Source organism: Pelagerythrobacter marinus, assembly GCF_034375205.1.
In the GTDB taxonomy this organism is placed as follows: Bacteria; Pseudomonadota; Alphaproteobacteria; order Sphingomonadales; family Sphingomonadaceae; genus Pelagerythrobacter; species Pelagerythrobacter marinus.
The window spans coordinates 1,821,760-1,841,082 of the sequence record NZ_CP139719.1 but is presented as its reverse complement, the minus strand read 5'-3'; the positions used below and the strand labels follow the sequence as shown (position 1 = coordinate 1,841,082).

Annotated in this window: 15 protein-coding genes and 2 tRNA genes; 9 read left to right on the top strand and 8 right to left on the bottom strand. The window is 68.5% G+C overall.

Going from position 1 to position 19,323, the window contains the following annotated elements; genetic code table 11:
* Positions 1–37: 37 nt before the first annotated feature.
* Complete coding sequence (gene trxA / locus T8T98_RS08965; RefSeq protein WP_251105451.1) at positions 38–358, top strand: thioredoxin; 321 nt, start codon at positions 38–40, stop codon at positions 356–358.
* Between the two features lie 13 nt (positions 359–371).
* Here the strand turns inward: trxA and T8T98_RS08960 are convergent, their stop codons facing one another.
* Positions 372–1,169, bottom strand: coding sequence for an inositol monophosphatase family protein (locus T8T98_RS08960; protein ID WP_251105452.1), 798 nt, complete (start codon positions 1,167–1,169; stop codon positions 372–374).
* On the bottom strand, positions 1,166–2,392 hold the full coding sequence (argJ, locus tag T8T98_RS08955) for a bifunctional glutamate N-acetyltransferase/amino-acid acetyltransferase ArgJ (RefSeq protein ID WP_251105453.1): 1,227 nt from the start codon (positions 2,390–2,392) through the stop codon (positions 1,166–1,168). Before argJ ends, T8T98_RS08960 begins: the two co-directional genes overlap by 4 nt.
* Before the next feature lie 87 nt (positions 2,393–2,479).
* Between argJ and T8T98_RS08950 the strand changes: the two genes are divergently transcribed.
* Together T8T98_RS08950 and secA are read left to right on the top strand one after the other, a co-directional pair.
* Positions 2,480–2,752, top strand: coding sequence for a hypothetical protein (locus T8T98_RS08950; RefSeq protein ID WP_160733056.1), 273 nt, complete (start codon positions 2,480–2,482; stop codon positions 2,750–2,752).
* Between the two features lie 97 nt (positions 2,753–2,849).
* Complete coding sequence (gene secA, locus T8T98_RS08945; protein ID WP_251105454.1) at positions 2,850–5,597, top strand: preprotein translocase subunit SecA; 2,748 nt, start codon at positions 2,850–2,852, stop codon at positions 5,595–5,597.
* Between the two features lie 110 nt (positions 5,598–5,707).
* Here secA and T8T98_RS08940 read toward each other — a convergent pair.
* Together T8T98_RS08940 and T8T98_RS08935 are read right to left on the bottom strand one after the other, a co-directional pair.
* Positions 5,708–5,782: transfer RNA gene (locus tag T8T98_RS08940), tRNA-Asn, on the bottom strand.
* 91 nt (positions 5,783–5,873) lie between these two features.
* Positions 5,874–6,662, bottom strand: a complete 789-nt coding sequence (locus T8T98_RS08935; RefSeq protein ID WP_160733054.1) for an NAD kinase — start codon at positions 6,660–6,662, stop codon at positions 5,874–5,876.
* Between the two features lie 122 nt (positions 6,663–6,784).
* Between T8T98_RS08935 and T8T98_RS08930 the strand changes: the two genes are divergently transcribed.
* A complete protein-coding gene (locus tag T8T98_RS08930; protein WP_237486818.1) occupies positions 6,785–7,609 on the top strand; it encodes an EAL domain-containing protein in 825 nt (274 codons plus the stop codon).
* Here T8T98_RS08930 and mfd read toward each other — a convergent pair.
* Together mfd and T8T98_RS08920 are read right to left on the bottom strand one after the other, a co-directional pair.
* Positions 7,606–11,103, bottom strand: a complete 3,498-nt coding sequence (gene mfd / locus T8T98_RS08925; protein ID WP_251105455.1) for a transcription-repair coupling factor — start codon at positions 11,101–11,103, stop codon at positions 7,606–7,608. The two genes, T8T98_RS08930 and mfd, sit on opposite strands and share 4 nt — an antisense overlap.
* 171 nt (positions 11,104–11,274) lie before the next feature.
* A complete protein-coding gene (locus T8T98_RS08920) occupies positions 11,275–11,571 on the bottom strand; it encodes an FAD assembly factor SdhE (protein WP_251105456.1) in 297 nt (98 codons plus the stop codon).
* A gap of 135 nt (positions 11,572–11,706) precedes the next feature.
* On the opposite strand from T8T98_RS08920, the gene recG reads away from it, so the two are divergent.
* Positions 11,707–13,767: an ATP-dependent DNA helicase RecG gene (gene recG / locus T8T98_RS08915; protein WP_251105457.1), complete on the top strand. Its 2,061-nt coding sequence runs from the start codon at positions 11,707–11,709 to the stop codon at positions 13,765–13,767.
* On the opposite strand, the gene T8T98_RS08910 is transcribed toward recG, so the two are convergent.
* On the bottom strand, positions 13,764–14,225 hold the full coding sequence (locus tag T8T98_RS08910) for a low molecular weight protein-tyrosine-phosphatase (RefSeq protein WP_251105458.1): 462 nt from the start codon (positions 14,223–14,225) through the stop codon (positions 13,764–13,766). The two genes, recG and T8T98_RS08910, sit on opposite strands and share 4 nt — an antisense overlap.
* Positions 14,226–14,314: 89 nt before the next feature.
* Positions 14,315–14,391, bottom strand: a tRNA-Pro gene (locus T8T98_RS08905).
* 109 nt (positions 14,392–14,500) lie between these two features.
* Between T8T98_RS08905 and thyA the strand changes: the two genes are divergently transcribed.
* The 4 genes from thyA (at position 14,501) to T8T98_RS08885 (ending at position 19,271) form a co-directional block, all read left to right on the top strand.
* On the top strand, positions 14,501–15,457 hold the full coding sequence (thyA, locus tag T8T98_RS08900) for a thymidylate synthase (RefSeq protein ID WP_251105459.1): 957 nt from the start codon (positions 14,501–14,503) through the stop codon (positions 15,455–15,457).
* A gap of 103 nt (positions 15,458–15,560) precedes the next feature.
* Entirely contained in the window at positions 15,561–16,862 is a 1,302-nt protein-coding gene (locus T8T98_RS08895) for a 3-methyl-2-oxobutanoate dehydrogenase (2-methylpropanoyl-transferring) subunit alpha (RefSeq protein ID WP_251105460.1), read from the top strand.
* Positions 16,859–17,917 carry an alpha-ketoacid dehydrogenase subunit beta gene (locus T8T98_RS08890; protein WP_251105461.1) on the top strand — a complete coding sequence of 353 codons (1,059 nt, stop codon included), beginning with the start codon at positions 16,859–16,861 and terminating at the stop codon, positions 17,915–17,917. Before T8T98_RS08895 ends, T8T98_RS08890 begins: the two co-directional genes overlap by 4 nt.
* Positions 17,918–17,921: 4 nt before the next feature.
* Positions 17,922–19,271: a dihydrolipoamide acetyltransferase family protein gene (locus T8T98_RS08885; protein WP_251105462.1), complete on the top strand. Its 1,350-nt coding sequence runs from the start codon at positions 17,922–17,924 to the stop codon at positions 19,269–19,271.
* The last annotated feature ends 52 nt before the right edge of the window (positions 19,272–19,323 follow it).

The window sequence follows — 19,323 nt, the reverse complement described above, 5'->3', positions numbered from 1 at the left end:
GCCCTAAATAAGGGGGCAAAGAAACAGGAGATTTCCCATGGCGACCGTCAATGTCACCGATGCCAGCTTCCAGTCCGACGTTCTCGAAAGCGACAAGCCCGTGCTGGTCGATTTCTGGGCCGAGTGGTGCGGCCCGTGCAAGATGATCGCGCCCGCGCTGGAAGAAATCAGCGAAGAGCTGGGCGACAAGGTGACGATCGCCAAGATGGACATCATGGAAAACACCGGCGTCCCCGGCGAGATCGGGGTGCAGTCGATCCCGCTCATGGTCCTGTTCAAGGACGGCAAGCCGGTTGCCCAGAAGCTGGGTGCCGCCCCGAAGAGCCAGCTCAAGGGCTGGCTCGAGAGCGAGCTCTGACGCCTTCGGTGCGTTAAAGGCCCGCCATTCGCGCGGCCAGGTCGTCCCACAGGGCCGGGCTGGCCGCGGCGAGCAGGCCGGGCCGGTCCCATTCGTCCAACCGGTACGCGCTGCCGTCGGGGCGCGCGGCCTTGCCGCCCGCCTCGTTCAGCCAAAGCGCGCCCGCCGCGTGGTCCCAGGCCAGCGTGCGTTCGAAGATCGAGACGTCGTTCCGGCCCAGGGCGAGGCGCGGGTATTGCTCCGCCGCGCAGAACGGGACGTCGGTCAGGCGGTAATGCGGCGCGACCTGGCGCTTCACCGCCTCGCGCCGCCCCTCGTCCATGAAGAGCAGCGAAATGGCCGCGACCGGCGTGCTCTCGCCGGTGCCGCGCGCCGCGATCCGTTCGCCGTCGACAAAGGCGCCGCGACCTTCGTGGGCGGCGCAGAACCGGCCCGAGAGACAGTCGTAGATCCACCCCGATCGGGCCACACCGCCCTCGGCGCGGGCGACGAGAATGCCGAAAGGCGCCTCCCCCCGCGCGAAATTGCGCGTTCCGTCGAGCGGATCGACGATCCAGCAATCGCCGGCGAGGGCGTCGAGCACGCCGGCGTCGGCATGGGCGGCTTCCTCCCCGACGACGGGCAGGGTCGGCTCGAATGCCGCGAGCGCCTCGGTCAGCATGGCTTCGGCCGCGTGGTCGGCCGCGGTCACGACGTCGCCGGGCGCCTTGGCCACGATCTGCCCGTCGTCGAGCGCGCGATAGAGCGGCAGGATCGCTTCTTCGCTGACCCGGCGCACGAGCGCGAGGATCTCGCGGTCGAGCACGCTCACGAGCGGTAATCCGCGTTGATCGCGATATACTGGTGCGTGAGGTCGCAGGTCCACACGGTGGCCCGGCCGTCGCCCAGGCCCAGGTCCACGTCGATCCGCACCTCGTCGCCGCGCAAGTGTTCGGCCACCGGCCCCTCGTCGTAGTCGGCCAGCGGCAGCCCTTCGCGCGCGGCCCAGTGGCCGCCGAAGCCGATCGAGAGCCGGTCGCGGTCGGCCGGTTCGCCGGCCTTGCCCACCGCCATGACCACGCGCCCCCAGTTGGCGTCCTCGCCCGCGATCGCCGTCTTGACCAGGGGCGAATTGGCAATGGCGAGGCCGATCCGGCGCGCGCTGTCGTCGCTGGCCGCGCCGGTCACCGCGACTTCGATGAACTTGCGCGCGCCCTCGCCGTCGCGGACGACGAGATGGGCGAGCTGGCGGCAGATGTCGTCGAGGGCGGCGGCAAAGGCATCGGCGCCGTCATCGCCGAACGAGGCGAGCGGTGCATTGCCCGCCTGCCCGGTGGCAAAGGCGAGCACGGTGTCGCTGGTAGACGTGTCGCTATCCACCGTGATGCACGAGAAGGTCCGCTCGTTCGCGGCGGAGATCAGGGCCTGCAGGAAGGCCGGTTCGACCGCGGCGTCGGTGAAGACGTAGCCGAGCATCGTCGCCATGTCGGGCGCGATCATGCCGCTGCCCTTGATGATCGCGGCCAGCGTCACCGTGGTGTCGCCGATCACCGCGCGGGTGAGGGCGCCCTTGGGAAAAGTGTCGGTTGTTCCGATGGTTGCGGCCGCATCTTCCCACGAGCACTCGCTCGCCTCGAGCGCGGCAGCGACCCCGGCGCGGGCCTTGTCGCGCGGCAGCGGCACCCCGATCACCCCGGTGGAGGAGACGAAGACCTCGCGCTCGTCGCAGCCGAGGTGGGCGGCCACCTGGCCCATGATCTGTTCCACCGCCGCGCGCCCGCGGTGGCCGGTGAAGGCGTTCGAGTTGCCCGCGTTGACCACCAGCGCGCGGGCGCGCCCAGCGCGCACCTGCTCACGACCCAGTTCGACCTCGGTCGAACAGCACCGGTTGCGGGTGAACACCCCCGCAACGGCGGTGCCTTCGGCCAGCTCGACGTAAGTCAGGTCGCATCGGCCCCAGTCCTTGTACCCGGCGCGCGCGACGCGCAGGGCGACGCCGGCAACCGGCGGCATGTCGGGGAAAGGCCGGGCGAGGGGGGAGCGTTCGAGCTTCATGGGCCGGCTCCTACCCCCGCGGGGCGCGGGGGTAAATCCGCCATTCGCGGTGGACGGGGGGACGAACAGCCCCTATCTTGCGCCCAGATGTTGACGCGCCTTCTTGCCTGCCTTGCGCTCATTACCGGCCTGGCTGCCGCCGGGGCGCCGGCCAGCGCGGCGTTCACGCAGGCAGCAAGTGCCGAGATCAGCGGCAGCGTCGCGGCCGCACAGCCGGGCCGGAGCCCGCGGTGCGAGGCCGACTTGCGGCGCGGACGGCCGCCGGCGCGGTCCGACCGGGCCCCCGGTTGCAGCGACTGCGCGCCGATCCGCATCTATATCCCGACCGTCCAGTTCGGACCCGATCGCGCCTTCGAATAGGCGCCTCCACCGCTTTTCCACGTGATCGTTCGCAGCTGCCCGCGCCCGCGCGCGGGCGGCGCCCATCCATATTCCAGTCCTGACAGGGCCCCTTTCCATGTTCCAAGCCATTGCCAAGTCCCTCTTCGGTTCCTCCAACGACCGTTACGTCAAGTCGATCGGCAAGGTCGTCAACCAGATCAACGCGCTCGAAGACCAGGTCCGCGCCCTGTCCGACGAGGAGCTGCAGGCGCAGACCGCGAAGTTCCGCGCCCAGCTGGAAGAAGGGCGCACGCTCGACGATATCCTGCCCGAAGCCTTCGCCACCGTGCGCGAGGCATCGGTTCGCGTGCTCGGCATGCGCCATTTCGACGTCCAGATGATCGGCGGCGTCGTGCTCCATCGCGGCGAGATCGCCGAAATGCGCACCGGCGAGGGCAAGACCCTGGTGGCCACGCTGGCCACTTACCTCAACGCGATCGAGGGCAAGGGCGTCCACGTCGTGACCGTCAACGACTACCTCGCCCGCCGCGACGCGGAATGGATGGGGCAGCTCTATCGCTGGCTGGGGCTAACGGTCGGCGTGATCGTGCCGAACCTGAACGAGCAGCAGCGCCGCGAGGCCTACGGGGCCGACATCACCTATGGCACCAACAACGAGTTCGGCTTCGACTACTTGCGCGACAACATGAAGCACGAGCGCGGCCAGATGGTGCAGCGCCCGTTCAACTACGCGATCGTCGACGAGGTGGACTCGATCCTGATCGATGAGGCGCGCACGCCGCTGATCATCTCCGGCCCGACCGAGGACAAGAGCGAACTCTACACGACGATCGACGCGATAGTGAAGCGGATCGACGACAGCTATTACGACGCCGACGAGAAGACCAAGAACATCACCTGGACCGAAGAGGGGATCGAGAAGGTCGAGACCATGCTGGCCGAAGCCGGCCTGCTGGAGACCGAGAACCTCTACGACGTGGAGAATACCCAGGTCGTCCACCACCTCGACCAGGCGCTGAAGGCGAACGTGATGTTCAAGCGCGATACCGACTACATCGTGAAGGACGGCAAGGTCGTCATCATCGACGAGTTCACCGGGCGCATGATGGACGGCCGCCGCTGGTCGAACGGCCTGCACCAGGCGGTCGAGGCCAAGGAAGGGGTGAAGATCGAGCCGGAGAACCAGACGATGGCCTCGATCACCTTCCAGAACTATTTCCGCATGTATCCGAAGCTTTCCGGCATGACCGGCACCGCCGCCACGGAAGCGGCCGAGTTCTGGGACATCTACAAGATGAACGTGGTCGAGATCCCGACCAACGTCCCGGTCCAGCGGATCGACGAGGAAGACGAATTCTACAAGAACACGCAGGACAAGTTCAAGGCGATCGCCAAGGCGATCCGCGAGAAGAACGAGATCGGCCAGCCCGTCCTGGTCGGCACCGTGTCGATCGAGAAGTCCGAACTGCTGTCGAAGTTCCTTGACGAAGAAGGCGTGAAGCACGCCGTGCTCAACGCCCGTTTCCACGAAATGGAGGCGCATATCGTGGCCCAGGCGGGCCGGCTGGGCGCGGTTACCATCGCGACCAACATGGCCGGCCGCGGGACCGACATCCAGCTGGGCGGCAATGTCGATTTCCGGATCGAGGACGAGCTGCGCGACATGCCCGAGGGGCCCGAGCGCGACGCCGCGATCGAGAAGATCAAGCAGGAAGTCGCCGCCGAGCGGGACAGGGTGCTCGAGGCCGGCGGCCTGTTCGTTCTCGGCACCGAGCGGCACGAATCGCGCCGTATCGACAACCAGCTGCGCGGCCGTTCGGGCCGCCAGGGCGATCCGGGCCTTTCGCGGTTCTACCTCTGCCTGGAAGACGACCTGCTGCGCATCTTTGGGCCCGACACGCTGTTCGCGCGGATGATGAATTCGAACCTGGAGGACGGCGAGGCGATCGGATCGCGCTGGCTTTCCAAGGCGATCGAGACCGCCCAGAAGAAGGTCGAGGCGCGCAATTACGACATCCGCAAGCAGGTCGTCGAATACGACGACGTGATGAACGACCAGCGCAAGGTCATCTACGAACAGCGCGCCGAGATCATGGACAGCGAGACGGTGGACGACGTCGTCGTGGACATGCGGCACGACACGGTCGGCGCGATCGTGCGCGAAAACTGCCCGCCCGGATCGTATCCCGAACAGTGGAACGTCGAAGGGCTGAAGGAACGCGTCGCCGAAGTCATCGGCATCGAACCGCCGATCGACGAGTGGATGCAGGAAGACACGCTGGAGCCGGAACTGATCGAGGAACGTCTGCGGAGCGAGGCCGACGCGATCATGGAGCGCAAGATCGCCGAGAACGACCCGACGATCTGGCGCCAGGTGGAAAAGTCGATCCTGCTCGAACGGCTCGATTTCCACTGGAAGGAACACCTCGCGACGCTCGACGCGCTGCGGCAGGTCGTGTTCCTGCGCGCCTATGCCCAGAAACAGCCGATCAACGAATACAAGCAGGAAGCCTTCGGCCTGTTCGAATCGATGCTCGACAAGCTGCGCGAGGACGTGACGGGCATCCTGCTGAAGAGCGAGCTGCGTATCGCCGCCCCGCCGCAGCAGGAACTGCCCGACCTGCCCGATTTCCTGACCGGGCATATCGACCCGCTGACCGGGCTGGACAATTCGGCGGACGGCGACGGTTCCGCCGGGCGCGCGGCGCTGTTCGGCGCGCTGGCCGGCAGCCCCAGGGCCGCCGCCGGCCCCGGCGGCTCGGCACCGGAAAACCCCTATGCCGGCATGGACATCAGCCGCAACGCCCCGTGCCCGTGCGGTTCGGGCAACAAGTACAAGCATTGCCACGGCGCGGCCGGGTGAGTGCGCGCTCGCCGGGGCTCCGTGCCCCGGCGGCATGAACGACGGGTCCAGCATGAAAAAGGGCGCGGAGGGGATGACCCGCCGCGCCCTTTTTCATGTCCGCCACCGAGTGGCTCCCCGAGTTGGATTCGAACCAACGACCAAGTGATTAACAGTCACCTACTCTACCGCTGAGCTATCGGGGAACAGTCTCGGTGCGGACAGGGGTGCGCCTATATGGGCGCGTTTCGGCTTTGGCAAGGGGGTGCTGCACCCTGTTTTCGCGCGCGCCGCATGTCAGGCGATGAACTGCTCCGCCACGATCCGTTCGTCGAGCGCGTGGCCCGGATCGAACAGCAATGTCAGCTGCAGTTCGCGCGCGATTTCCAGCGTCACCTCGGCCACGTCGCGCACTTCCTTCTGATCGGCAACGGCCGAGACCGGGCGCTTGGCCGGCTCGCGCACGCGGAGCTGGATGCGGCTGCGATCGGGCAGCAGGGCCCCGTTCCACCGGCGCGGGCGGAACGGGCTGATCGGGGTGAGGGCGAGAAGCTGCGAATCGAGCGGCAGGATCGGCCCATGGGCCGAAAGGTTGTAGGCGGTGGAGCCGGCCGGCGTCGCCACCAGCACGCCGTCGCAGACCAGTTCCGCGATCCGCACCCGGTCGTTGACCGAGACCTCGATCTTCGCCGTCTGCCGGGTTTCACGCAGCAGCGACACCTCGTTGATCGCGCAGAAAGTGGTGGTCGCACCGTCCTGGGTGACGGCCTCCATCCGCAGCGGCGCGATCTGGAAGGCGCGCGCGCGGTTGACCTTGTCGAGCAGGTTGCCGCTCTTGCGATAGCGGTTCATCAGGAAGCCGACCGTGCCGAGGTTGATGCCGTAGACCGGCTTGATCTTTCCGCTGTCGAGCATCTGGTGCAGCGTTTGCAGCATGAAGCCGTCGCCGCCGATGACGGCCACGGCCTCCGCCTCCTCGATCGGGCAGAAGCTCATCGCTTCGCGCAGCTCGTGCGCCGCGGCCTGGGCGCGTTCGCTGTCCGAAGCGACCATTGCCAGCCGCGAAAATTCGTTGGAAACACTCATTTAAAGGAGGCTCCGTCCCTGCCCGGCGCGCAACCTATGGGCGGGCGTCTCGATTTGCAACGCGCGCCGGCGACGGGCAGACGCGCGGGGCGGTTTGCGCCATCGAGCGAGGGATGAAATCAATGCTGCCGATTCGCGAACGCCGGACCTCCGCCGATCGCCGCAAGAACGACGAGACGATCGCTGCCGAGCTGGCGGCGGCCTTTGCCGAAGGCCAGATCGAGGTTCTCTACCAACCGCAGTTCGCGTGCGAGGATGGCAGCCTGGTCGGGGCCGAGGCGCTTGCGCGCTGGAATCACCCCGCGCGCGGGCAGATCGGGGCGGAGGCAATGTTCTCGCTGGCGGCGCGGGCCGGGATGTCCGAACGGCTCACGCGCCATGTCGCCGCGCGCGCGCTGGACGACGCGGCCGGCTGGCGCGCGCCCTTGCGCCTGTCGCTCAACGTCACGGCCGCCGATATTGCCGCGCCGGACTTCGCCGATGCGCTGACCGCGATCGTCGGACAGGCATCGTTCCCGCCCGACCGGCTGACCCTGGAGCTGACCGAGCATGCGCTGGTGCGCGATATCGAGGGAAGCGCCCGCCAGCTCGCCCGCCTCGCCGCCGACGGGATGCGGCTGGCGCTCGACGATTTCGGCGCGGGGTTCTGCAACTTCCGCTATCTCAAGGTCCTGCCGCTGCATTACCTGAAGCTCGACCGGTCGATGGTCGAGGGGATCGTCACCGATCCGCGCGATCTCGCGATCCTGCGCGCCATCGTGGCCTTGGCCGGCGCGCTCGATATCGCGGTGATCGCCGAGGGGATCGAGCGCGAGGCCCAGCTGGCCGCGGTGCGCGCGGAAGGCTGCGTGCTCTACCAGGGGTTCCTGCGGGCACGGCCGATGGACGCGGGCGCCTTCGCGGCCTTCGCGCGCGACGGGGCAGGGGGCGCCCCCGGCGACGCCTAGGCCGCCGCCGCCTCGCCCCGCTTGCGCGCCGCCTTGCGCGCGATCCCGCTCAGCCCCTTGGTGAGCTGGAACAGGCCGTTGAGACGCGAGCGCGGATCGCCCCAGGCGCGGTTGATCACCAGCTTCATGTCGGGCCGCAGCTTCGCCGTGTCCTTCAGCCGCTCGACATAGGCGAGCAGCCCGGCCGGGTCGGGGAAGTCGTCGTTGTGGAACGTCACCAGCGTGCCGCGCGCGCCGACGTCGATCTTGGCGATATTGGCCTCGATCGCCTGGTGCTTGATCTCGATCAGGCGGACGAGATTGGCGGTGGCATCGGGCAGCGGGCCGAAACGGTCGATCATCTCGGCGGCCATGGCCTCGATCTCCGCCTTGTCCTTCGCGTCGTTCAACCGGCGATAGAGCGCCATGCGCACGGCCAGGTCGGGGACATAGTCGTCGGGGATCATGATCGGGGCATCGACCGTGATCTGCGGGCTCAGCGGCCCGTCGTCGCGCTCCAGCCCGGCGTCGCCGGCCTTGGCGGCGAGGATCGCGTCCTCCAGCATCGACTGGTAGAGCTCGAAGCCGACCTCGCGAATATGGCCCGACTGCTCGTCGCCCAGCAGGTTGCCGGCCCCGCGGATGTCGAGATCGTGGCTCGCCAGCTGGAAACCCGCGCCGAGGCTGTCGAGATCGCCCAGGACCTTGAGCCGTTTCTCCGCCACTTCGGACAGGGCCACGTCCTTCTCGTACGTCAGGTAGGCATAGGCGCGCAGCTTCGACCGGCCGACGCGGCCGCGCAGCTGGTAGAGCTGGGCCAGGCCGAAGATGTCCGCCCGGTGGATGATAATCGTGTTGGCGCTGGGCAGGTCGAGCCCGCTTTCGACGATGGTGGTGGAAAGGAGCACGTCGTACTTGCCCTCGTAGAAGGCGCTCATCCGTTCCTCGATCTCGTTCGCCCCCATCTGGCCGTGGGCGGCGACGAATTTCACTTCGGGCACGTTCTCGTGGAGCCAGTCCGAAACCTGCTCCATGTCCGAAATGCGGGGGACGACGATGAAGCTCTGCCCGCCGCGGTGGTGTTCGCGCAGCAGTGCCTCGCGCATCACCATGTCGTCCCACTCCATCACGTAAGTCCGCACGGCGAGGCGATCGACCGGCGGCGTCTGGATCGTCGAAAGCTCGCGCAGGCCGCTCATCGCCATCTGCAGCGTGCGCGGGATCGGCGTGGCGGTGAGGGTGAGCACGTGCACGTCGGCCCGCAGCTGTTTGAGCTTCTCCTTGTGGGTCACGCCGAAGCGCTGTTCCTCGTCCACGATGACGAGGCCGAGGTCGCGGAACTTCGTGGTCTTCGACAGGATCGCGTGGGTGCCGACGACGATGTCGACCTGCCCGGCGGCCAGGGCCTCGCGCGTTTCGGCCATTTCCTTGGCCGGCACGAGGCGCGAGAGGCGGCCGATCCGCAGCGGGAAGCCGGCGAAGCGTTCGATGAAATTGGCGTAGTGCTGGCGCGCGAGGAGGGTCGTGGGGGCGACGACCGCCACCTGCTGGCCCGCCATCGCCGCGACGAAGGCCGCGCGCAGCGCGACCTCGGTCTTGCCGAAGCCGACATCGCCGCAGACCAGACGATCCATCGGCCGCCCTTGGGCCAGATCGCCCAGAACATCCTCGATCGCGCGGTCCTGGTCGTCGGTTTCCTGCCACGGGAAGCGATCGACGAACTGGTTGTAACTCGCCTCCTCGGGCTCGAGCGCGGGGGCTTTCTTCAACGCGCGCTGCGCGGCGACCTGCATCAGTTCGCCGGCGATCTCGCGGATCCGCTCCTTCAGGCGCGCGCGGCGCTTCTGCCAGGCCTCGCCGCCGAGGCGGTCGAGCATGACCGCGTCCTCGCTGCTGCCGTACCGGCTGAGCACGTCGATGTTCTCGACCGGGATGTAGAGCTTGTCGCCGCCCTTGTATTCCAGCATCACGCAATCGTGCTGGCTCTTGCCGACCGCGATCGGCTCCAGCCCGATGTACTTGCCGATCCCGTGTTCGACGTGGACCACCAGGTCGCCCCGGTTGAGCGCCGACAGCTCGGCCAGGAAGGCATCGGAGTCCTTGCGCCGCTTCTTGCGCCGCACGAGCCGGTCGCCGAGCACGTCCTGCTCGGTCACCAGCTCCATCTCGTCGTTGGCGAAGCCGGTTTCGAGCGGCAGGACGAGCGCCGCCGGGCTTCCCTTGGCGGCAGTGCCCAGCGCTTCCTGCCATCCGTCGGCGAGCCGGGTTTGCGCCCCCGCTTCGGACAGGATCGAGGCGATGCGGGCGCGGCTGCCGGGCGAATAGGCGGCGAAGAGCGCCTTGCGGCCCGATTTCGCGACCGCGCGCAAGTGTTCGGCGGCGCTCTCGTACACGTTGTCGCCGCGGGCCCGCTCGGGTGCGAAGTCGCGGGCCGAGGAGAAGCCGAAATCGACCACGCCCGTCCCCTCGGGCTCGGCGAATATGGTCGTGCGGTGGACCGGGCGGGACTGGAGCGCCGCGCCGAACTCTTCCTGCGCCAGGTAGAGCGCATCGGGTGCCAGCGGGCGATAGCTGCCCTTGGCCTGGCCGCCGGTGCTCCGGCGCTGGTCGTGGTAATCGGCAATGTCGGTCAGGCGCTCCTCCGCGGCCTGGAGCGCCGCCGAATCGATGACCACGAGGTCGCGCGGATCGAGATGATCGAACAGGGTCGCCATCCGTTCCTCGAACAGCGGCAGCCAGTGTTCCATTCCCGCCAGCCGCCGCCCCTCGCTCACCGCCTCGTAAAGCGGGTCCTGCGTGGCATTGGCGCCGAAAAGCTCGCGGTAACGGCCGCGGAAGCGCTTGATGCTGTCATCGTCGAGCAGGGCCTCGCTCGCGGGAAGGAGGAGGTGCGAATCGAGCACCCCGGTGCTCATCTGCGTCGAGGGGTCGAAGCTGCGCAGGCTTTCCAGCTCGTCGCCGAAGAAATCGAGCCGCAGCCCTTCCTCCATCCCGGAAGGAAAGACGTCCACGATCGATCCGCGGACCGCGTATTCGCCCTTGTCCACCACCGTATCGGTGCGGCCGTAGCCCTGGCGCTGGAGCAGCGCGGAGAGACTCTCGCGCCCGATTTCCACCCCGGGGCGGAAATCGCGCACACTTTCGCGAACGCGGAACGGGGTCAGGACGCGCTGGAGCAGGGCATTGGCGGTGGTGACCAGCAGCTGCGCCCCGGCCTTGCCGGCCTGGAGCCGATGAAGGGCTGCCAGCCGGCTTGCGCTGACGGAAAGGGCGGGGCTGGCGCGGTCGTACGGCAGGCAGTCCCAGGCCGGGAACTCGATCACGTCCAGTTCGGGGGCGAAGTACTGCGCCGCCTCCGCGACGGCGCGCATCGCCGCGTCGTCGGGCGCGACGAAGACCGCCCGCCCGCCCGCCGCGCGCGCGAGGTCGGCCATGACGAGCGGCTGCGCCCCGCGCGCGACCGAGGCGAGGGTGAGCGGCTTGTCAGCGGCCAGGATGTGTTGGAGATCGGGCATCTAGGGTCAAAGCTTCCAGTCGGCGGACGGGTTCCGGGCACGGGTCTTCACCCCGGGGCCGTGTGGGCCGGGGCGGAGTTCGCCGCCCGATAGCGCGGGCGCGCGCCGGGCACCACCCCGCGGGCGGCGGGCGGCGGGCGGCGGGCGCAGGAAAGCGGTTGCCGGCGCGGTCTAGCGCTGCGCCGTGCCAGTACCCGCGATCTTGCCCTCGATATCGACGTAGTCGAGCTTCTGCATGGCGGCCATCTGGCTGCCCACGAAGCGTTGGGGAACGGGCTGCGTGCCGAGCGCCCAGGCCATGACGTCGACGTCGTCCTGTTCGAGAAGCGCCTCGAACCAGGCGAGGCCTTCCTCGTCCCACTGCGCGTGATAGCGATCGAAGAAGCCGCCGATCATGAAATCGGCCTCGCGCGTGCCGCGGTGCCAGGCGCGAAAGCGGGCTTTGGAAAGGCGGGCGGGGTCGATCATCGCGCGCGCCCTACCGGGTTTGTCCCCGGCCGTCATCCCCGAGAATCGTGCCCGGACCCGGCTTTTCAGGGGCCATTCGCCGGGGCTGGTTGCCGGCGGCTTTCGCCGCGGTCGCGGCTGGGGTAGTGGCAGCCCATGCGCCCGGACATCCTCAACCCGCTGTTCGCCGAGACCGGCACGCTCGACGGGGTCGGCCCGAAGCTGGCCCGGCCGCTCGGCAAGCTCGGGCTGACCCGGGTGCGCGATCTCGCCTATCACTTGCCCGAACGCTTCGTGACGCGCCGCCCGGTGGACGATCTCGACCAGGCGGGGGAGGGCGAGCAGATCGTCGTCGCGCTGACGCCGAGCGAACACCGCGCCGCGCGCTCGGGGCGTGGGCCCTATCGCGTGCTGGCCCACGACAGCGCGGGCAACGTCTGTGCGCTGACTTATTTCGGCCGCGCCTCCTACACCGCGAAGAAACAGCTGCCGGTGGGGGAGAAGCGCTGGGTCGCCGGGCGGCTCGACCGTTACGGCGACATGTTGCAGATCGTCCATCCCGACCATGTCAGCGAGGCCGGCGATGCCACGCTCGGCCACTTGTGCGAGCCGGTCTATGCGCTGTCCGAAGGGCTGACCCAGCCGCGCCTGGCCGGGCTGGTCGGCCAGGCGCTGGAGCGTCTGCCGGACCTGCCGGAATGGATCGAGCCGGGGCAGCGCGCGGCGCGCGACTGGCCGGATTGGCGCCGGGCGCTGGCCCAGGCGCATCGCGGGGAAGATTCCGCGGCGCGCGATCGGCTGGCCTACGACGAACTGCTGGCCAAGAGCCTCGCCCTCATGCTCGTGCGCGCGGACAACCGCCGCCGCCGGGGACAGCCGCTGGCGGGCGACGGCAGGCTTCGCGAGCGGCTGGAACTGCCGTTCCCGCTGACCGGCGCCCAGACCCGCTCGATCGCGGAGATCGAGGGCGACCTGGGGCAGGAGGCGCCGATGCTGCGGCTGCTGCAGGGCGATGTCGGCGCGGGCAAGACGGTGGTCGCGCTCCACGCCATGCTGATCGCGGTCGAGGCGGGCAGGCAGGCGGCCCTGCTGGCCCCGACCGAGATCCTCGCGCGCCAGCATTTCGAGACCCTGCGCGCCATGCTGCGCCCCACCGGGGCCGAGATCGCGCTGCTGACCGGGCGCGACAAGGGGCGCGCGCGCGAATCGATCCTGATGGGGCTGATGGACGGCACGATCGACGTCGTCGTGGGGACGCACGCGATCTTCCAGGACAGCGTCGCCTATCGCGACCTTGCGCTGGTGGTGATCGACGAGCAGCATCGCTTCGGCGTGGCCCAGCGCCTGCAACTGGCGGCCAAGGGCCGGCGGACGCCGCACACGCTGGCGATGACGGCAACCCCGATCCCGCGCACGCTGACCCTGGCCCAGTACGGCGAGATGGACGTCAGCCGCCTCGACGAGATGCCGCCCGGGCGCCAGCCGATCGATACCCGCGTCGTCGCGCAGGAGCGGCTGGCCGACGTGGTCGAGGCCGTCGGCCGCCACGTCGCGGGCGGGCAGCAGGCCTACTGGGTCTGCCCGATGGTGCGCGAGCACGAGAGCGAGGACATTGCCGCGGCCGAGGCGCGCCACGCGGCCTTGCAGGACCGGTTCGGCGACGGGGTCGTGCTCGTCCACGGCCAGCTCGCGCCCGAACGCAAGGACGCGGCCATGGCGCGCTTCGCCGCGGGCGAGGCGAAACTGCTGGTCGCGACGACCGTGATCGAGGTCGGGGTGGACGTGCCCGCGGCGACGCTGATGGTGATCGAGCAGGCGGAGCGTTTCGGGCTGGCCCAGCTGCACCAGCTGCGCGGGCGCGTGGGGCGGGGGAGCGAGAAATCGACCTGCCTCCTGCTGCGCGGCGATGCCCTGTCGGAAACGGGGCGCGAACGCCTGGCCCTGATGCGCGAGACGCAGGACGGTTTCCGCCTGGCGGAGGAAGACCTGCGGCTGCGCGGCGGCGGCGAACTGCTGGGAACGCGCCAGTCGGGCGATACGCCGTTCCGCGTCGCCACGCTCGACCAGATCCAGCGCCTCCTGCCGCTCGCGCACGACGACGCGCGGCTCCTGATGGAACGCGACGGCGGTCTGGAGGGTGAACGCGGCTCCGCTGCGCGCGTCCTGCTCTATCTGTTCGAGCGCGACTGGGGCGTCCAGCTCCTGCGCGGAGGCTAGCGCAGCAGCGCCACCAGCGCTTCGGCCCCGCGGCTCACGTCTTCCCAGGTGCGGACGAAGTTGTCCTCGCCGCCGTGCCAGGGGTCGGCGACTTCGGCGCCTTCGCGTCCGGGCACCAGGTCCATGAACATCGCGACTTTCGCCCTGCTGTCCGACGGCCGCAGGCGTTCGATATCGCGCATGTTCGAGCGGTCCATGCCGACGATCCAGTCGAACCGGTCGAAATCCTCCACCGCCAGCTGGCGCCCGCGATAGTGCGCGATGTCGATCCCGTGCCGTTTTGCCGTGGCGATGCTGCGCGGGTCGGGCGGCTCGCCGACGTGGTAGTCGGCGGTCCCGGCGCTGTCGGCCGCGACAGCGAGGCCCGCGCGCGCCGCGGCCTCGCGAAACGCCGCCTCCGCAAGCGGAGAGCGGCAGATATTGCCGAGGCAGACGAACAGGATGGCGGGGGTGGTCATCGCGATCTCCTCCCGCCCATGGAGCCTGGAGCGATCCGGCCGCGAATGCCCAGGACATTCGCCCGAAACACTCGCGTAGCGCGGAAAACTGGTCGGGGAGAGAGGATTCGAACCTCCGGCCCCTGCCTCCCGAAGACAGTGCTCTACCAGGCTGAGCTACTCCCCGACCGTGTCGGTCCCGCCCGGGCAAGCCCGTGCGGGTCGAGGCAAGGCGCGCCCTATAGGGAGCGTGACGCGGGGTGGCAAGCGGGCATTTGCAGGTCTAGGGAAAAGTCATGGCCAGTGCCGCGATTCCCGCCGATTCTTCCGCCCGCGATCACCCGGAGTGGCAATATCTCGACCTGATGCGGCGCATCTGGTCCGAGGGCAGCGAACGGGTCGACCGTACCGGGATCGGCACCCGGTCGATCTTCGGCGCCACGCTGCGATTCGATCTTGCCGGCGGGGCCATGCCGCTGCTGACGACCAAGCGGGTCTACTGGAAGACCGCCACGCGCGAGATGCTGTGGTTCCTGACCGGCGAGACCAATATCCGCCCGCTGGTGCTGCAGGGCGTGAAGATCTGGAACGAGTGGCCGCACGCGCGCTACGTGCGCGAGACGGGCGAGCAGATCGCGCTCGACGATTTCGTCACCCGCATCGCCGAGGACGAGGCCTTTGCAGAGCGGTGGGGCGATCTCGGCCCGGTCTATGGCAAGCAATGGGTGGACTGGCCGACCTGGCGCTATCGCAAGGACGGGCTCTACGAACCCGGGCCCGGCATCAACCAGGTCGCGCAAGTGGTCGAATCGCTGCGCCACGATCCGGGCAGCCGGCGCCATATCATCGAGGGGTGGAACATCGCCGAGCTGGATCGCATGGCCCTGCCGCCGTGCCACAAGACCTACCAGTTCCACGTCGCCGACGGGCGGCTCAACTGCGCGCTTTACCAGCGCAGCTGCGACGTCGCCCTGGGCCTGCCGTTCAACTTGTGGTCGGGCGCGCTCTTGCAGCGCATGCTCGCGCAGCAGGTGGACCTGGAGCCGGGCGAATTCGTGTGGATGGGGGGCGACGTGCACCTCTACCTGAATCACAGCCACCTGATCGAGGAACAGCTGGCAAGGGAACCGCAGGGCCGCCCGCGGCTTGAGATAATGCGGCGGCCGGAGAGTGTTTTCGGTTACCGGATCGAGGATTTCGAGGTGCGCGACTACGCGCCGCTCGCGCCGATCAGGGCGCCGGTGGCGGTCTGAGACGGGAAAGCTTGACCCCTCCCGCGGCGTGAAATAAAATAACGCACACGTAAAAGAATGCGTCTCACGCTGGAATGCATCTCACGCTCTGGGAGAAAACCCTATGGCCGACAGGCCCGACGCGGACAGCGAAGCAGGTGCGAACAAGCCCGCGCTGCGCCTCCACGTTCCCGAACCGAAGTTCCGCCCCGGCGACACCGTCGATTTCAGCCACGTCCCGATCAGCGAGGCCGGCAAGCAGCCGCGGCCGGACGAGGCCTGCGACGCCCGCGAGACCGAGGGGCTCTGTTACGACCTGATCCGGGTCCTGGGCGACGACGACAAGGCCCATGGCCCCTGGGATCCGAAGCTCGATCCCGAAACGCTGCGCACGATGCTGGGGCATTTCGCGCTCGTGCGGGCATTCGACGAGCGCATGTTCCGCGGCCAGCGCCAGGGCAAGACCAGCTTCTACATGAAGTGCACGGGGGAAGAGGCAACCTCGGTCGCGGCGGCGATGGCGCTGGCGAGCGACGACATGGTCTTCCCCAGCTATCGCCAGCAGGGCGTGCTGATCGCGCGCGGTTACGACCTGGTCGAGATGATCAACCAGATCTATTCGAACAAGGGCGACAAGCTGAAGGGCCGCCAGCTCCCGATCATGTATTCGAGCCGGGAGCACAGCTTCTTCTCGATCAGCGGCAACCTCGCCACGCAGACCCCGCAGGCGGTGGGCTGGGCCATGGCCAGCGCGATCAAGGGCGACACCCGGATCGCGGCGACCTGGGTGGGCGAAGGCAGCACGGCCGAAGGCGATTTCCACAGCGCCTGTACGTTCGCCACCGTCTATAATGCCCCGGTTATCCTCAACGTTATCAACAACCAGTGGGCGATCTCCAGCTTCTCCGGATTCGCCGGGGCCGAGCGGACGACCTTTGCCGCCCGCGCGCTGGGCTATGGCCTCGCGGGCCTCAGGGTGGACGGGAACGACGCGCTGGCGGTCTATGCCGCGCAGCGCTGGGCCGCCAATCGCGCGCGGGCCAATGCCGGGCCGACCCTGATCGAGTATTTCACCTATCGCGCCGAAGGCCATTCCACCTCCGACGATCCCGCCGGCTATCGCAGCGCGCAGGAACGCGACGAATGGCCGCTCGGCGATCCGGTCACCCGGCTGAAGGACCACCTGATCGCGCTGGGCGAATGGGACGAGAATCGCCAGGCGGAGATGGACCGCAAGGCGGCCGAACGGGTCAAGGCCGCGACCAAGGAGGCCGAGAAGAACGGCATCCTGGGCCACGGGATGCACCAGCCCTTCCGGACGATGTTCGAAGACGTGTTCGAGGAGCTGCCCTGGCACCTGAAGGAACAGGCCGAACAGGCGACGCGCGAGCGGTTGATCAAGTTCAACGGGGGGCGCCCGCAATGAGCACCGAGACGAAGGCGCAGGCCGCGGCCGACAACGGCGGCGAACGGCGTCTCAACATGATCGAGGCGATCAACGACGCGCTCGACATCATGCTGGAGAAGGATCCCGACGTCATCGTCATGGGCGAGGACGTCGGCTATTTCGGCGGCGTGTTCCGCTGCACCGCCGGCCTGCAGAAGAAACATGGCAAGACGCGGGTGTTCGACACCCCGATCTCCGAATGCGGGATCATCGGCGTGGCCGTGGGCATGGGCGCCTATGGCCTGCGCCCGGTGCCGGAAATCCAGTTCGCGGACTATATCTACCCCGGGCTCGACCAGCTCGTGTCGGAAGCGGCCCGCCTGCGCTATCGCTCCGCGACCGAATATATCGCGCCGATGACGGTGCGCTCGCCCTTCGGCGGCGGGATCTTCGGCGGGCAGACGCACAGCCAGAGCCCGGAGGCGCTGTTCACCCACGTCTCGGGGCTGAAGACGGTGATCCCGTCCACGCCCTACGACGCGAAAGGCCTGCTGATCGCGTCGATCGAGGACAACGACCCGGTGATCTTCTTCGAACCGAAGCGGATCTACAACGGGCCCTTCAGCGGATACTACGACAAGCCTGCCGAGCCGTGGAAACGCCACGCGCAGAGCGTCGTGCCCGAAGGATACTACCGGATCCCGCTGGGCGAAGCGCGCACGGTGACCGAGGGGGAGGCGCTGACCGTGCTCGCTTACGGCACGATGGTCCACGTCGCCGAATCGGTCTGCCGCGAGAAAGGCGTCGATGCCGAGATCCTCGACCTGCGCACGCTGGTGCCGCTGGACATCGAGGCGATCGAACGCTCGGTCGAGAAAACGGGCCGGTGCCTGATCGTCCACGAGGCGACCCGCACGTCGGGCTTCGGCGCCGAGCTCTCGGCGCTCGTGACCGAACGCTGCTTCTATCACCTCGAAGCCCCGGTCGAGCGCGTGACCGGTTTCGACACCCCTTATCCGCATAGCCTCGAATGGGCCTATTTCCCCGGCCCCATCCGCATCGGCGAAGCGATCGACAAGCTCTTGAGCGAGTAATCCCATGGCGAAATTCACCTTCAACCTGCCCGACATCGGCGAAGGCATTGCCGAAGCCGAGATCGTGGACTGGCACGTCAAGGTCGGCGACACGGTCGAGGAAGACGACCGACTGGCCGACATGATGACCGACAAGGCCACGGTCGAGATGGAAAGCCCGGTGGCGGGCAAAGTGATCGAGGTGGCCGGCGAGGTGGGCGACACGATCGCCATCGGATCGATGCTCGTCGTCATCGAAGTCGAAGGCGAAGTGCCCGAAGACGCGGAAGAAGACGCGGAAGGGGGGACCGAACCGGCCCCCGCGCCCAAGGCCGGGGAATCGGAAACGCGGATCGAGGTGGAAACGCCCGATCCCAGCGACGCCGAAGACGCCGCGGCCGCCGCGCCGCCTTCCGCCCCCGAGCCGCCGGCCGAACCGGTTGGCGAAGCCGGGGCGCAGGGCAGTGGGCGGGACGCGGGCGATGCGTCGGCGCCGAGGCCGGCGAAAGTGCTGGCATCGCCGGCGGTCCGCCAGCGGGCGAAGGACCTGGGGATCGACCTTGCCGAAGTGAAGCCGGCGGCCGACGGGCGGGTGCGCCACGCCGATCTCGACGCGTTCCTTTCCTACAACCGCGCCGGCGGTTTCGGCGCGGCCGGGCGCGCGCGGGCCGACGAAGAGGTCAAGGTGATCGGGCTGCGCAAGCGCATCGCCCAGAACATGGCCGAGGCGAAGCGCAACATTCCGCATTTCTCCTATGTCGAGGAATGCGACGTTACCGATCTCGAGCGGCTGCGCGCCGACCTCAACGCGGAGCGGGGCGACCGGCCGAAGCTGACGATGCTGCCGCTGCTGATCACGGCGATCTGCAGGACCCTGCCCGATTTCCCGATGATCAACGCGCGTTACGACGACGCGGCCGGGGTCGTCACCCGGCACGGTTCCGTGCACCTGGGCATGGCCACGCAGACCGACAAGGGCCTGATGGTCCCGGTCATCCGCGATGCCCAGTCGCGCAACCTGTGGCAGCTCGCGCGCGAGATCCTGCGGCTCGCCAATGCCGCGCGCGACGGCTCGGCCACGTCGGACGAGCTTTCCGGTTCGACGCTCACCGTCACTTCGCTCGGGCCGCTGGGCGGGGTCGCGACCACGCCGGTCATCAACCGGCCCGAGGTCGCGATCATCGGGCCCAACCGGATCGTGGAACGGCCGATGTTCGTGCCCGACGGGCTGGGCGGCGAACGGCTGGAGAAGCGCAAGCTGATGAACATCTCGATCAGTTGCGATCACCGGGTGGTCGATGGCTGGGACGCCGCCAGCTTCGTCCAGGCGCTGAAGCGGCTGATCGAGGCCCCGGCGCGGATCCTGGCCGACTGAATCGCCGGAAAATCAGGCACCTGCTCGCGCCGGTGGCGGAACCGGCGGCGGC